The organism is Caproicibacterium lactatifermentans (genome assembly GCF_013315815.1).
Classification (GTDB): domain Bacteria; phylum Bacillota; class Clostridia; order Oscillospirales; family Acutalibacteraceae; genus Caproicibacterium; species Caproicibacterium lactatifermentans.
The window spans coordinates 1,852,059-1,866,710 of the sequence record NZ_CP046051.1 but is presented as its reverse complement, the minus strand read 5'-3'; the positions used below and the strand labels follow the sequence as shown (position 1 = coordinate 1,866,710).

At 43.2% G+C, this 14,652-nt stretch carries 13 protein-coding genes; 5 read left to right on the top strand and 8 right to left on the bottom strand.

The window, feature by feature from the left end; all coding sequences use genetic code 11:
* Positions 1 to 257: 257 nt before the first annotated feature.
* The 4 genes from GJQ69_RS09065 to GJQ69_RS09050 all read left to right on the top strand — a co-directional run bounded on the left by GJQ69_RS09065 (position 258) and on the right by GJQ69_RS09050 (position 3,195).
* On the top strand, positions 258 to 779 hold the full coding sequence (locus tag GJQ69_RS09065) for an HTH domain-containing protein (protein ID WP_174192708.1): 522 nt from the start codon (positions 258 to 260) through the stop codon (positions 777 to 779).
* Between the two features lie 2 nt (positions 780 to 781).
* On the top strand, positions 782 to 1,843 hold the full coding sequence (locus GJQ69_RS09060) for an IS3 family transposase (protein ID WP_174192710.1): 1,062 nt from the start codon (positions 782 to 784) through the stop codon (positions 1,841 to 1,843).
* Between the two features lie 93 nt (positions 1,844 to 1,936).
* Positions 1,937 to 2,491, top strand: a complete 555-nt coding sequence (locus GJQ69_RS09055) for a hypothetical protein (RefSeq protein WP_174193555.1) — start codon at positions 1,937 to 1,939, stop codon at positions 2,489 to 2,491.
* On the top strand, positions 2,488 to 3,195 hold the full coding sequence (locus tag GJQ69_RS09050) for a KOW domain-containing RNA-binding protein (protein ID WP_174193553.1): 708 nt from the start codon (positions 2,488 to 2,490) through the stop codon (positions 3,193 to 3,195). Before GJQ69_RS09055 ends, GJQ69_RS09050 begins: the two co-directional genes overlap by 4 nt.
* A gap of 815 nt (positions 3,196 to 4,010) precedes the next feature.
* On the opposite strand, the gene dcm is transcribed toward GJQ69_RS09050, so the two are convergent.
* The 5 genes from dcm to GJQ69_RS09025 all read right to left on the bottom strand — a co-directional run bounded on the left by dcm (position 4,011) and on the right by GJQ69_RS09025 (position 7,634).
* Positions 4,011 to 5,228 (bottom strand): DNA (cytosine-5-)-methyltransferase, encoded by a 1,218-nt coding sequence (gene dcm / locus GJQ69_RS09045; RefSeq protein WP_174193552.1) that lies wholly within the window; start codon positions 5,226 to 5,228, stop codon positions 4,011 to 4,013.
* A gap of 71 nt (positions 5,229 to 5,299) precedes the next feature.
* Positions 5,300 to 6,766, bottom strand: coding sequence for a MutH/Sau3AI family endonuclease (locus GJQ69_RS09040; protein WP_174193550.1), 1,467 nt, complete (start codon positions 6,764 to 6,766; stop codon positions 5,300 to 5,302).
* Positions 6,767 to 6,768: 2 nt separating this feature from the next.
* The gene (locus GJQ69_RS09035; protein WP_174193548.1) at positions 6,769 to 6,975 is read right to left on the bottom strand and encodes a helix-turn-helix domain-containing protein; all 207 of its coding nucleotides are present in this window, start codon (positions 6,973 to 6,975) and stop codon (positions 6,769 to 6,771) included.
* 12 nt (positions 6,976 to 6,987) lie between these two features.
* Positions 6,988 to 7,215 carry an IS3 family transposase gene (locus GJQ69_RS09030; protein WP_174193546.1) on the bottom strand — a complete coding sequence of 76 codons (228 nt, stop codon included), beginning with the start codon at positions 7,213 to 7,215 and terminating at the stop codon, positions 6,988 to 6,990.
* A gap of 53 nt (positions 7,216 to 7,268) precedes the next feature.
* A complete protein-coding gene (locus GJQ69_RS09025) occupies positions 7,269 to 7,634 on the bottom strand; it encodes a helix-turn-helix domain-containing protein (protein WP_086035182.1) in 366 nt (121 codons plus the stop codon).
* Between the two features lie 234 nt (positions 7,635 to 7,868).
* Between GJQ69_RS09025 and GJQ69_RS09020 the strand changes: the two genes are divergently transcribed.
* Complete coding sequence (locus GJQ69_RS09020; protein ID WP_174193544.1) at positions 7,869 to 8,861, top strand: serine hydrolase domain-containing protein; 993 nt, start codon at positions 7,869 to 7,871, stop codon at positions 8,859 to 8,861.
* Positions 8,862 to 8,975: 114 nt separating this feature from the next.
* Here the strand turns inward: GJQ69_RS09020 and GJQ69_RS09015 are convergent, their stop codons facing one another.
* The 3 genes from GJQ69_RS09015 to treC all read right to left on the bottom strand — a co-directional run bounded on the left by GJQ69_RS09015 (position 8,976) and on the right by treC (position 14,618).
* Complete coding sequence (locus GJQ69_RS09015) at positions 8,976 to 10,454, bottom strand: Lsa family ABC-F type ribosomal protection protein (RefSeq protein ID WP_174193542.1); 1,479 nt, start codon at positions 10,452 to 10,454, stop codon at positions 8,976 to 8,978.
* Between the two features lie 515 nt (positions 10,455 to 10,969).
* Positions 10,970 to 12,961 carry a PTS sugar transporter subunit IIABC gene (locus GJQ69_RS09010; RefSeq protein ID WP_174193540.1) on the bottom strand — a complete coding sequence of 664 codons (1,992 nt, stop codon included), beginning with the start codon at positions 12,959 to 12,961 and terminating at the stop codon, positions 10,970 to 10,972.
* Positions 12,954 to 14,618 (bottom strand): alpha,alpha-phosphotrehalase, encoded by a 1,665-nt coding sequence (treC, locus tag GJQ69_RS09005; protein ID WP_086035070.1) that lies wholly within the window; start codon positions 14,616 to 14,618, stop codon positions 12,954 to 12,956. The genes GJQ69_RS09010 and treC overlap by 8 nt, the downstream gene beginning before the upstream one ends.
* Positions 14,619 to 14,652 lie beyond the last annotated feature (34 nt).

Genomic DNA, 14,652 nt, shown 5'->3' with positions numbered 1-14,652 from the left:
ATTTTCGTACACGAAGCCCCGCGCCGCTGTCCGCTTGAAGCAGGTTTAGAGATTTTGATACCCCCTGATCCGTACCCCGAAATTTGGACAGTCATTGATTGAAATTCGAGAGTGTGAAATCAAAATCATCACACAAATCGCAGAGTTGGAAATCAAGTTTTCGGACAGATAATATAGTTTGCATCCACAGACCGGACAGATAATGCTATAATATCTGTATTTGAAATCATTTCTCTCTGCAAAAGGAGGAATTATCAATGGCAAACAGCAGTAATCGTGGGGGTTCACGTCCTGGTGCAGGCCGTAAGAAAAAGAATCCTGACGGCACATATGAGCATGCTGCGTTCTCTGCAGAACAACTCAAGGAACTCACGGACTCGCCTCATGTGGCATATGTCTCAAGCAAAACAGTGTCATACACAAAAGCTTTTAAAGATGCAGCTTGGCAACGGTACTGCGATGGGGTCGATCCGATACAGATTTTTTCTGAGGTCGGCCTCAACCCGGAGACATTAGGACGTGCACGCATTCTCGGCTTTTTTAAGCTTCTGCGGCAAGCAAAAGGACGTGGCCTCGAGTTTACCGAAGGAAATGATCCTTATCCGGATGACAACGAGGATGCACCTCCACTGCCAGCGCCGCCTCGTAGGGCAAACAAAGGGCATCCTCCATTGATGAGCGAGTCAGAAATAAACCATCTCGCTGCGAAGGTTGCCTACATGTCCCAAGAGATTGAGTTTATAAAAAAAATTATATTTGCGGAGAAGAAAGGGAAATAGCCATGTATATGAATGGTTCCCCAGAAGTCCGCTACCGCATCATAAATGAAACCATTAGCCAGGATGACAATCTTCTGAATATTTCTTATCTTTGTGAAATAGCAGGCGTATCTCGTTCGGGATTTTATTACTGGCGTGGACATCAGACCGAGCGGACAGCATCCGATGAGGCCGATCAAAGAGACTTTGACCTCATTGTGGCTGCATACAATTTCCGCGGATATTCAAAAGGCGCACGCGGTATACACATGAGACTGCGGCATCAGGATCCCCCGGTGCTTATGAACACAAAGAAGATTCGCAGACTGATGAAAAAGTATCACCTCGTATGTCCGGTACGAAAGGTAAATCCGTACCGCAAGCTCGGCAAGCGTCTACAGGAAAACAGGACAGCTCCGAACATACTAAACAGACAGTTTAAGTCATTTGGACCGCGCACTGTTCTGCTGACGGACATTACATATATTCCGAGACCGGTACACCGAGATAGCAGCCAACGAGCTTACTATTATTCATACGTCTGTGTGATCATGGACGCATTCACAAAAGAAGTTTTGGCCTGTACCTGCAGTAACTCCTGTGATACAGATTTCGTCTTGGACACCGTAAATCAACTGATGGAAAAGCATGGGTCTGAACTTCACACGGACGCCCTGATCCATTCAGATCAAGGATGCCAATACACCAGTTCTAAATTCGTTGCCATTCTGAATGATTACAACCTCCGTCAATCCATGTCCCGCAGAGGAAATTGTTGGGACAATGCACCGCAGGAAAGCCTATTTGGACACATGAAGGATGAACTGCCACCGGTTGGATCTTATGGACATGCAGTAATTGCTGAACGTGTTTACGCTTGGATTGAGTATTATAACAACGACCGGTATCAATGGAGCCTTGCCAAGCTCTCGCCGTGTGAGTACTACAAGTTTGTCATGACGGGAATTTATCCGTTGGATACATTTGGGGGCGCTGCCCCCAACCCCCCGGAGTTTAACGCTTTTGTTTCCGGGAAAGGCAAAGAAAAAGACGAAGCCAAAGCTCCGCCTTCCCCGCAAACCTGACAGCCCGCTCGGGTCGCTCTCCAGCGTTGCCCTATCCTGTCTGTCAGTAAAGCAGGAACATTATATCACGGATTCAGCTTTCGGATTTCAAGTTTGATTATTTTGTCCGAACAACGGGGTACACTTCACCCGGAGACGAAATCTCTACGTACACAGGCACGGGCTCTTATCGAAAAGGATTCTGATAATTCGCTTGCAGCACACTGGTGTATTATCCTCGCCACTTATCCGATATTTGTAGATGTATCGAGGATCATTGGTAAGCTCTCCGAATTCGAAAAGGAGTTTACACTCCAGCAACTAAAGCAGAAGATCTTTGATGAATGGGGTGAACGCGCTACGCTGTTCCACTCCATCGACAAGATCATCGCAACAATGAAAGCAATTGGTGCTTTAAAAGCTGAGAAGCCGGGTCGCTACACTATCGTAAAGCATGAAGTGCGAGACGATAAAGTAAATGCACTTCTGGCAAGTGCCGGTATGACTGTCGAAGATAAAGGAAACTTTACCCTTCAGGACTTACGCGAAATGGGCTATATGTTCCCGTTCCAATACCAAATTGAGAGGGAAATGCTTATGATGAATGACACGTTTACCATCACGAACATCGCTGGCGAAATGATAGTGAGCCTGACGGCGAGCTTATGATGACCTGGAAACAATTCTACGATGGTTATCTTTGCTGGTCTGATAGCACTGTCTCTTCCAGACTTTCACAGATATCCGACCTTCAAAATGCGGATACCACCGAGATTGTAGATTGCTGCCAATGTATAGATGAGGCTCTTGCCCGCCGCCTTCTTCGCAAGGCAGAGAAGGTACAGCTTTCCTTCACCTATGCTCAGGTTGCGGAGCTTGCTGCATTTATCGGCGACGAGGAGCTTTTGAATACTCTCGCGATAGCGGCAACGGGTCCTTGTACGCAGGAGGTTCTGGAAGAACTCAATAATAACGAGATTCGGGACGATGTGATAACAAATATCGCTAAGCGATACAATCTGCAAGATCCGAATGAAGGTGCTATCTGGCAGCCGGGAGTTCTTCAGAAACAGATCGACGACCTCGCGGAAAGTGCGGGACAGCTTGCGGACAACCTGAACCGGATTAACAAGAATCTCGAAAAGCAGAAACGAAAGAAAAAATCAAGATGGTTTGCTTTTCTCGGTGTGCTCGGAGATTCAAACCGAGCCAAGTCGTCGTCTGGCTTTAGAGTTGGTGATCATGTGCGAGTGAAGTATCGCGGCCAAGAAGGAACGATAATTGACATCAATGGGAACCTGATAATGGTTTCCCTTGATGACGGAAAACATGTGGATTCCTACGAGGCGTCAGAGCTTGAGAAAGCATGGTGACGCCGAGTAACCTTTCAACGATAGCCATACCTTTTAACGATTGCAGATTGGGGGGAGGGTGTCGCTTTTGACTACAGAAGCCACGGCAGCATATACATACAGGACCACAGACGTAATCCTGCTCTATACTCTGAGACGAAGAAAAGCCCAGAAACAGCATGGTTTCCGGGCTAAAAGCACATATGGGCATTGTATCCGAAGATGAGGTCTTGATAGACAAGCCTAACAGCCGAAATCAGAGGTACAGGAAAAAGCAACTTGATCGGTGACCGACCAAGATAAGCGACCAAGATGCCGACCAAGTGAACGGCATACTGGGTTGAGGCCTTGATCATAAACCGATTGAGCAGAGGAGAGCAGGTCGAGACGATGGCTTCCCTCCTGCCCGCCGTATTATAGGTAGAAAAAGCATGTGGACAAGTTCCCGCAAACGGAGAGCACCTGTAAAAGCGCCGATTTTCGGCTTAGAGCAGTTCCCGCGAACGGACGGAAATGTGTACGGAATCCAGACATTCAGGTGCTTGCCTCGTGCCACGTGGAGAGTGTTGTATTGATAACAAGAAAAGATAGGTAAAGGGTTAAAAAGCCTTGAAATAAAGGACTTTCCGAGGGTTAGAGTGTAAACTCTGGCTCTCGGATTTTTTATTGGATAAATCAGAACCAAACATATCCACGATGGAAATGCTGTAGGGTTGAGTTGACAGGATTAAAATAGGGAGGTTGAGTAGACAGAAATGTTGATATATATTTTATAGATAATATTGTAAAAAATAGCCAACCGATGATAATTGGTGGGCTATTTTTTAAATAAAGAATTATGGTTCATTTGCGATTATTTGATCAAGAGTGCGCCCCATACGAGTAATCATAGGAACAACTAAAGCATTCCCCATACAAAAATAGCGCATTCTCTGTGTCATGCCAGAATTAGTCCAATTATCATCAAAACCTTGCAAACGTTCGGCTTCAATGGGTGTTATAAGCCTTAAACGATGTGTTCCAGGATCTTCAACCACATGAGTACTCCTATTTAGTGTGGATTCGCTAGTTAACATAGTTCTGCCAGGTTTATCCCAAGCATCAGGGAACGCAACTGGCCCCTCTGAATAGATGTATTCATGACCATTTGCTGCTACACGAGGAATCTTTTTAGCACCTTTTAAATATTGCCATTTTTCCATACGTTCATCTGTGATGTAGAATTTTTCATCAACATTACTCTCTAATATTTGTCCTAGAGTAATTGGAGGCTCTTCAATTTCAGAAACAGCAGCAGTGTTAATGATACCATTTGACATTAATCCAGCATTAGAAAAATCAAATTTAAATTCATCAGATGCAATTATTACATTAGTCTCAACAGGAACTGAATTAACTTCTGTAATAGGGATAATTGGAAATGTTCTAGCAAAGAATCCTTCGGTTGATATTATATCGACTGCTGAGAAATTATTTTCGCCTAATGCAAACATGGTATCATTTCTATAAGCAAAAATAAATACTCTACGCCTACGTTGTGCAGCACCATATTTGGCGGCATTTACAACACGCCATTCAACAGAATATCCAAGTTCGTTTAAACAGGTAAGCATTATACCGAAATCACGACCACGCTGTTTCGAAGGTGACTTTAATAATCTATCCACGTTTTCAAATAAGCAAAATGCAGGGCGCTTTGCAGTTATGGTTTCGTATATTTGCCACCAAAGAACACCCTTTTTACCATGTATTCCTTGTTCTGTTGATAAACCATGAGCAACAGAGTAGTCTTGACAAGGGAAGCCACCAACGAGTAGATTGTGGTCTGGTATAGTATTTTTGTCTACCTCAGCAATATCTTTACCTGTAGTGATGTTGCCATTAACATCTTCGGATTCGCCAAAATGCTGAACATAGCACTTGTGTGCCCACTGAGTGGCAGCTTTTGGTTCCCATTGACTAAACCAAACAGTTCTCCATTCAGTATCTAATCTCTCAAATCCTAATCGAAAACCGCCGACTCCGGCGAATAATTCACAAATAGTTTTATCCATCGTAAAACTCCTTTCAACTTGATCTATTATAGCAAAAAACATTCAAAAGATCAACAAGTATTTTCTCAAGATTATAAGAAGTTTATTTCGGATAATCTATGCGCTATATAAACACCTTTTATCCAGATATACTGTCTATACATTCTGATTCCATTAACCTCTTCGGGCTTATTTGTAGAGTCTGAGCCACTACCACGAACAAAAATCAGACCGTCTGAGGATTTTGGAAAATTAGGTGCAGATTGAATAGTTCCAGTTCCTTTGTTGATTTTTGGCTGACCTGTTTTCTTATCGATCTTTATAACATCGATAAGTTTGTTATTAAAAATTAGTCTTCTGATATCATCCCAGATTGGCTTGACTTGTGTATTTATAAAATTATCATCAAAGGTTAATCTTTTGAATCCAAGTAATTTATTATCCTTGAACGGAGCATCGGTGCTGGGTTCCTCAAAAACAATGCATAGCATTTGATTATTTGCAAAATAATCTCTAAAAGAAGAATCCTCAAACTGGATGTCTGGATTCGTTAATTCTTCAAAATCAATGCAGAACAGTTTCATATCCTCAGTGCGTAGCCCGGCTTTGGTAACTACAACGGATTTTCCTAACAATCCGATTTTGTTAAATAAATCTATTTTTTGCATTTTCTTTGCCTGTCCATCAAACATTCTAACAATTATTCTTTCACTAATAGATTTATCCTCGATATTTCCATCAATAGAAAAATAGTCCACAAGCTGTTTTACTGTTTGTTCAGCATAAAGCTGAGTAAGTGCATGGCACTTATGGTCTATGTCAGAATAGCTTGTATATTTGCCTGGGAGTTGCTCTAGCTCACTGCCAAAGTGCTCCTGGACAATGTTGGTTATCACGGCACGTTTCAAACGAAAACGTGGTGGATTCGGCCACTTTGGAGCTGTATCAATAAAGAGCAGTTTATCCCTTAATTCTGAAGACAAACGTGGATATTGACTTTTGTAGTCAGTATAATTAGTTTGTAATTCCACAATGAAATCATGAACAATTGTCCAGTCGTTCTTTAAGGTCGTTTTATCATCTTCGCTGAACTCATAAAATTGATAGCCTTTTATAGGAAAATTTGCATATTCAGCAGCGGGAACTGTTTTATCAGATGCATAAAGATAATAAACAAACAGAAGATGCTCTAATTTATGCCAAAAATTAGAATCCTCAAAAACTTCCGCAACAATTCTATCTGGAGATACTGCTGTAATAGACATCGGCTCTTTTGCTTCATATTTATTACGTTCCTTTTTAGAATATCTTATTCCAGTAGTCTTCAATTCTGTTTTGATGCCATCAACATTTAAATCTGGCTCTTGCCTAGTATCAGCAGGATAGCCTAATATAGATTGTTCTACAACATCTCCCGCAATACCAGTAATCTTAGGATTTAAAATAGTTCTTTTAAAAACATGGCTTTTATCTACCTCGCCTAAAGTTCTATTTAGGCAGGCATCAAATGTTTGTATCAATTCATCTCTATGGAAAAAATGATCGCTTGATGTAGACATAATTACTCCTCCTTTATCGTTTCTATGATGTCTTCTAATTTGCAATCTAGAGTTTCACAAATCTTCAGAAGAACATCAGTTGTAATATTTCCACCTTTACCTAGTTTTGCAATGGAGGCGGCACTGATTCCAGCCGCCTCTTTTAAGTCCTGTTTATTCATTTCTTTATCAATAAGCATTTTCCATAACTTGTTATAACTGATACGCATTTCCCAACCTCCTTATTTCTTCATTCTCACTCGGCATACGAGTCCAAGCTGCTTCATTAACCTCTGGACGGTTTTGTGATTGATGCAGTATCCTCTACTGTGCAGAACATCTGTGGTACGGCGATAACCATAGCGCCCCTTGTTTTCATGGTAGATTTCAGTGATCTGTTCTTTGATTTCGCTGTATTTATCCGGTTGCATTCTACGCTTGGCATAGTAGTAATAGGTTGATCGCGGCAAACCGGATACTTCAATTAGTAGTGAAATCTTGTGTTTATGCCTTAGTTCCCAGATCACTTGCGCCTTTTGTCGCGGCGTTCCTCTTCCAAAACCAAGGCATTCAATTTTTTTAAGTAATCTACCTCTGCACGCAACCGTTGGTTTTCTGCAATCAAATCTTCTTCTACCTTTTTGTTCAGCTTTGGGTTGCGTTCTTTCTGAGTGCCGCTTGCAGCACTGGCTCGACCACGGCGTTCCACATATAGCCCTTCTGGTCCTTCTTCCAGATAAATTCGTTCCCATTGAGCAACGCTTTTATGGTCAGACACGTGAAACTGCCGCGCTGCTTCACTGTAACTGAGTTTCTCTGTTTGCATAGCTTCTACAACCTGCTGTTTGAATTCTCCTGTGTATCGTTTCTTTGCTTTACCTTTTGGCATAAAAACACCCCATTTGTTTTCAGTATATCATACTGTCTAACAAATGGGGTGCAGTTCAATAAGCCGTTTCTGTGATTTTGAGATTTTTAAACTGTACATCCAAAGCGTGATTTCACCCGTTCGAGGAAATCAATCTATCGGGTCGGATTCCGTTCGCGAGAGAACAGGATGGATGTTTTTTGGATTTTGACGTATGCGTGGGAACAGGGAGAGCGAGTAAAAAGGAGTATTCGAATGAGTATAGAAAATGTATTTGACAAGAGTTTTAGAGGTTGTGCCGTAATCACCGAAAAGAATAAGGTGTTATTAAAAAAAGCATTTGGTTATGCTGATTTGCCCAATAAAGTTGATAATGATTACGATACAAAGTTTGCTACAGCTTCAGCCGGTAAAGTGTTTGTTGCTGTGGGAATATTACAACTAATTGAAAAGCATCTTATTAATTTCAAAGATACAATTGGAGAAATTCTTGATTTTGACCTTAAACAAATAGATCGAGGCATAACAATTGAAGAATTGTTGACTCACACCTCAGGAATACCAGACTATTTTGATGAATCTGTTATGAGCGAGTATGAAGATCTATGGATTGATTTTCCAAACTACAAAATACGTTCTAATCAGGACTTATTGCCTCTCTTTGTTGATAAACCAATGATGTATCCCCGTGGCACCAAGTTTCAGTATAACAACACCGGATTTGTTGTGTTGGCTCTGATTATTGAAAAAATAACGGGAATAGAATTCGACAAGTATCTAAGTGACAATGTTTTTACACCTTCAATGATGCTCAATACTGGATATTATGAACTTGACATGCTACCTGCAAAATGTGCTGTAAATTATATTTACGATGAAAGAAGTGGCGGTTATAGAACAAATATTTTCAGCGTAGATGCTAAAGGTACTGGCGCTGGAGGTGCATTTACTACAGTAGCCGATATCAAATCATTTTGGGATTGCTTATTGTCATACAAACTGCTTTCAGAATCTATGACCAAAAATATGATTTCAAATCATAGCGGAAAAGATGAATGCTATGGTTATGGAATCTGGCTAAGAAAAGTAAAAGGCCGTTTCGCGCCATATTTTCAGGGCTGTGACCCAGGTGTAAGTTTTATCACATCTTATAATATCCCGAATCAGTTGATGGTTGTATTAGTCAGTAATTATGGGGATAATGTCTGGAAATTACTAGAGAACATACATAACTATTTTTTTGAGTAAGTCAAGGCACCCTACGTTGTTATTTCGCAGAGTGCCTCGTTTATTTCCGTGCCTATCCGTTGGTATCAACCATCACACTGGATATAAATCCAAAGTGAAGACGGCTTTATTTTTCTATAATTGAATAGTTTTTGTTGCAACATTTTCACAGAAAGCGCTGTCGTGTTCAACGAACAGAATCGTGGGCCTGTATTCGAGCAACAGTTTTTCAATTTGCATTCTGGAAAGGACATCAATGTAGTTTAACGGTTCATCCCAGATATACAGGTGCGCTTGGTCACAAAGGCTTTTTGCGAGCAGCACTTTCTTTTTTTGGCCTTCACTAAACTCGTCAAGTTTCTTTTTAAACTGTCCACGTGGGAAATCAAATTTCCGCAGGATGGCTTTAAAAAGGCTTTCATCAAGAAGATTGTGCTTGATATATTCGCTCAAGGGTCCGCTTAAATCTGAGGTGCTTTGGGGAACATAGGAAATTTTTAGCCTTCCGCTTTTTCTAATGGTTCCCCGATAAGAGATGCCTTCTCCGCAAATCAGCTTCAAAATGCTGGATTTCCCGGATCCGTTTTTTCCCTGCAATGCGATTCGGTCACCCTGTTCCACAGTAAAACTGATGCTCGAACAGACGACATTATCGCCATACATAACCGAAATGTCCGAAAGTTCCAGCAAACAATTGGTATAATATCGAAGAGGAGAAATTTTTAAAGCTTCATTGATTTCAATGTTTTTAAGCAATTTTGATTTTTCACTGATCAAGGTTTGCTGACGTGTCTCGATACTCTTTGAACGCTTCATCATCTTAGCTGCTTTATGAGACACAAAGCCTTTGTCGAGCTTGCTGCCCGAATTGGTTGGGCCGTTCTTGCTTTTCTCGACTCGGTCAGACCAGCCGGAAGTCCTTTGAGCAGCGGCCGTTAATCGGTCTATATCTTTTTTTCGTTTCTCATTTTCAGCCATTTCAAAGCTGTCCTGCATCTCTTTGTTACTCCACCATGAGGAGAAATTTCCTTTTTGTATCTCGATATTGGTTTTGTTTATAGCGAGAATATGATCAATACAATTGTCGAGGAAAACCCGGTCATGTGAAACCAGAATAAATCCGTGCTTTCTTTTCAGATAATCGCTCAAAATTTTTCTTCCCATGGTGTCAAGGTGATTGGTAGGTTCATCTATCAGCAAAAAACTGTTCTCTTTGAGAAACAAAGCGGCAAGAAGGACTTTTGTCTGCTCACCTTTTGAAAGCGTAGTATACTGCCGATACAATATATCATCCGACACCTTCAGCAGAGATAATTCGCGCATAATCTCCCAGTCCTGTGCATTTGGACTGATCTCATGAATGACATCGATGACAAAGGAGTCCGGTGTGGGTACATCATAGGGGAAATACTCAAAGGAGACACTGCTGGAAATGGTGCCGCTGTATTCGTATTTTCCCATAAGAAGCTTTAAAAAGGTGGTTTTACCCCGGCCGTTTCGACCTGTAAAGCCTAGCTTCCAATTTGTATCAATCTGGAAACTGACATTTTCAAAAATGTTGTCAAAACTTCCTTCATAAGAAAAAGTTAAATTTACTATATTGATTAAAGACATGGATCAAAACCTCCGCAAAAAAATGGGGTGCAAGAAAGTTGCTTCTTGCACCCCATACCTATAGCGAAGTCAAGCCAAAACAAATGCGGCAAAACAAGGCTTATATGAGTGAATTGGCATTAAACTTCCTTGCAAATGCACAACAAAAACAACAGCACGGACATCATGCCTATCAATCTTTGCTATGCGTAATTATGGTTAGCAAGAAAATTTAATCACCTTTTCACCTCAAATATTAAAATCTAATTAGTAATATTATACATCAATTTAATGCAAGGGTCAACTCATTTTCGATTTACAGCTATATACAACTATTGTTCCTATTCCAGGTTGCACCAAAAATCGGTTTTAAAATACAGTTGCTTGGGTGAAAAAGTGGGTGGTATCGCTGTCAAACAGCGTCCTATTAAAAAATGACCCATAAAAGTCCCTTCTTACAGTGTGACTTCGCAGCCGTTAGGGGGAGGGGTTCTATGAGTCAGCTATTTTCTATTCCATTCAGTAAATTGTGTTTTTTATCCTAAATGCCGTTTCTTCGGAGCCATCTTGGCTTTTAGACTGTCTTCTTCTTTATATCCGAAGAAGTAGGTCAGCAGGGATGCCGCAACGACTGTGACTGCAGAAACGATCCAGAAATTCAGCAGGGTGCTTGGGTTAGAGGAGCTGGCGAAAGATGGGAACCCAATCAGGCTGCCGGTAAATCCGTACATATCAACACCCAGCAAACCGTTGACTAAACCGCCGATTGCCGCCCCGATACTGGAAGTGAGGAAGACACGACCGTATTTCAGATTGACACCATACATGGCAGGTTCGGTGATCCCACAGAATGCGGAAATTGCAGCGGACGCGGACAAACCTTTCAGATTTTTATTGTGGCGGGTCTTCATCCATACAACCAGTGCACCGGCACCCTGCGCAATCATGGTAACAGATACAATCCCATTCAGAACAGAGTGGCCGCCGGGGACAGAAAGCTGGGCAGAGATAATCGGAATGACTGCCCAGTGCAGCCCGAAGATGACCAGGACCTGATACAGACCGCCAATAATCATGCCGGACAGCGGCAGACTCAGATTTAGCAGCCACTGCAACGCGTTGGAAATACCAGTAGAAATCAGGGTAATGATTGGCCCAACGATGACCAGCACGGTTATGCCGACCAGGAAGATCTCGACCAGCGGAGTGAAAATCATCCGAAGAACAACCGGCATCCACTTTTTGATCCAGGGTTCAATTTTTGACGCCATCCATGCAGCAAAGATCATGGGGAAGATAGAGTAGGTGTACTGCGGAATGTGGATAGGAATGCCCAAGAAATTCGAATTGATGCCCATACCGAGGATCGAGTAGGAAAACTTGCCGGAAGCATAAATGCTGACCAGTGATGGATAAATCAAAAACGATCCAATAATGGCAACGACAACCGGATTGGATCCTAGTTTCTGGGCGGCGGTGAAACCGACCAAAATCGGCAAAAAGTAAAATGTAGCGTCGCCCATCGCGTTAATAATGACATAAGTCTGAGATGTGGTTGACACACCGCCCCAAGTGGTGAGGATCGTCATAATTCCCTTTAGCATGCCGCTGGCGGCCAGCAGACCAATGACCGGCATCATTGAACCCGTGATGATTCCAATCAGGCTGGACGCACCATGCTTAATTTTGTCCCAGAAGCCCAAGCTTTTGTTGGCCTCAGTTGTGGTTTTTGCTACTGCCTGCGTGGCCTTTTCGGGATCAGCATAGCTGTTACTAAGCTGTTTGATCGCTTCATCATAAACATCCCCGACAGTCTGACCAATGACGACCTGGTATTGGCCGCCGGCGCGGGCAACATCTATGACACCTGGAATGCTGCGGACGGCATCGTCGTTTGGCATTTGGTCGTCTTTCAGGTAGAAACGCAACCGAGTGATACAGTGAATCAAACTCTTGATGTTTTGCCTGCCTCCGACTTTCTGTAAAATCAGCCGTGCAGTCTTGGCATCCTTGTTTTCGTTCTTCGGCGCTTTTCCTTTCGGGGCAGCGGCCGACTGTGTTTCTTTCAGCGTCAGTGTTGCCGCCTCGTCGCCGCGGTGAACTTTGCCAACGGCTTTAATTTCTAGTTTGTCAACCACCTCATCGGTATTGGTAATCGCCACAACAACCGTTGCCTTTTTGCCAGCTATTTTTATCTTGTCCAAATCCATGGAAGCGATGATGTCGCCCGCTTTGACTTTGGCATCCTTCTTCGTGTCGATTTCAAAGGGTTTACCATTCATTTCAACGGTGTCGATACCCAGATGGATCAGCAATTCTGCACCGTCGTCGGTGCAAATGCCGATTGCGTGCTTGGTATCGGCCAGTATGCTGACACGGCCACTGGCGGGGGCGACGACTTGGCCGCTTGTCGGTTCAACGCCGAATCCGTCACCCATGACTTTCTTAGAGAACACCAAATCAGGGACTTCATCGATTGGCATTAGCAGGCCATCGACTGGTGAAAATAACTTTGAGACTTTACCCATGGACCTTTTCCTCCCTTATAGTGCGGATTGCCAGCGTCGTAAACGGCTCAAGCGTCAGCACATCCGTTAATTGAATACCTGATTGATTGGTAATTAAGATATTGCCCTGCTGCCACTCAGCCGGCAGTGGGACTTGAATGCTGTGGTCTGCAAAATTATTTAAAACCAGCAACGCATCGTGATTTAGGTGTCTTTGGTAACCATAGAGCCAGCCAATGTTTGTACCGAACGGTTGATAGTCACCCGCCGCAATGACGGGTACCGTCTTGCGCAAATAAATCAGCTTTTGATAGAATGGAAAAATCTGTCCGTGGTCTAGTTCATCTTTCACGTTGACCAATTTTTGGTTGGTCGGCCGTAGCCACGGTGTGCCGGTGGTAAAGCCGGCGTTGGCACTGCTGTCCCACTGCATCGGTGTGCGTGAGTTGTCGCGTGCTTTACTGTGAACGATGGCAAATGCCTCATCTGCCGGCTTGCCAGCATTGAGCAATTCCCGATAGGCATTTTTAGCCTCAATATCGACATAATCCTCCATGCTGGTATAGTCAGGATCGCTCATTCCAATTTCCTCACCCTGATAAATATATGGTGTACCGCGGTTCAGGTGAATGCTGGCGGCCAGCATCTGCGCACTTTTGACACGATAGTGTTTGACATCACCGAAACGGTCCAGCGCACGCGGTTGGTCATGATTGTTCCAAAACAGCGCTTGCCAGCCGCCGCCCTTGGACATACCGACACCCCACTGATTGAGCAAGCCACGTAGTTTCTTGAAATCATAGCGCTTTTTCGTCCACTTTTTGCCGTTGACGTAATCTGTTTTTAAGTGGTGAAACTGAAAAACCATACTCAGCTCTTTGTTGGCCGGATTGGTATACTCAATAGCCTTGGGAATCGTGGTCGAGCTCATTTCACCGACTGTGACGCTGTTGTCATCCTGGCCAAAGCTGCTGGCGGCAATTTCTTTGATATAGCTTGACACAACAGGTGTGTCAGTATAAAGCGTTTTGCTTTGGATTTCCGGCGGCGCATCGACCAGCCGATTGTCTTTCCCAATGACATTCAGAACATCAAAGCGGAAACCACGCACGCCCTTTTGACGCCAGAAGTTTACAATATCCGCTGCCTCTTTCCGAACCTGCGGGTTGTGCCAATCCAAGTCAGCCTGCGTCGGGCCGTACAAGTGCAAATAATACTTGCCGATATTGCCAAACTTTTCCCACGCAGAACCGCCAAATTTAGATTCCCAGTTGGTCGGAACAGTGCCATCTGGCTTTGGGTCACGGATGTAGTAGTAAGCCTGATACATGGGGTCTCCCGCCAGTGCCTTTTGAAACCATTCGTGCTGGGTACTGGTGTGGTTTAAGACCATGTCCAGCATCACGTCAATGCCGATATCCTGCAGCTTCCGCATCAGTTCATCAAAATCGTCCATCGTACCGAACCGCGGATCAATGCGGCGGTAATCCGCCACGTCATACCCATTGTCATTTTGCGGCGAAACAAAGAACGGATTGAACCAAATCATATCTACATGTAATCGCCTAAAGTAATCGATTTTTTCAATAATTCCGCGCAGGTCACCGATTCCATCGCCGTTACTGTCGTAAAATGACTTCGGGTAAAGTTGATAGATTACTTTATTTTGTAAACTCATAGTGCCTCCTTTAAACATTCAGACACAAAGCGAT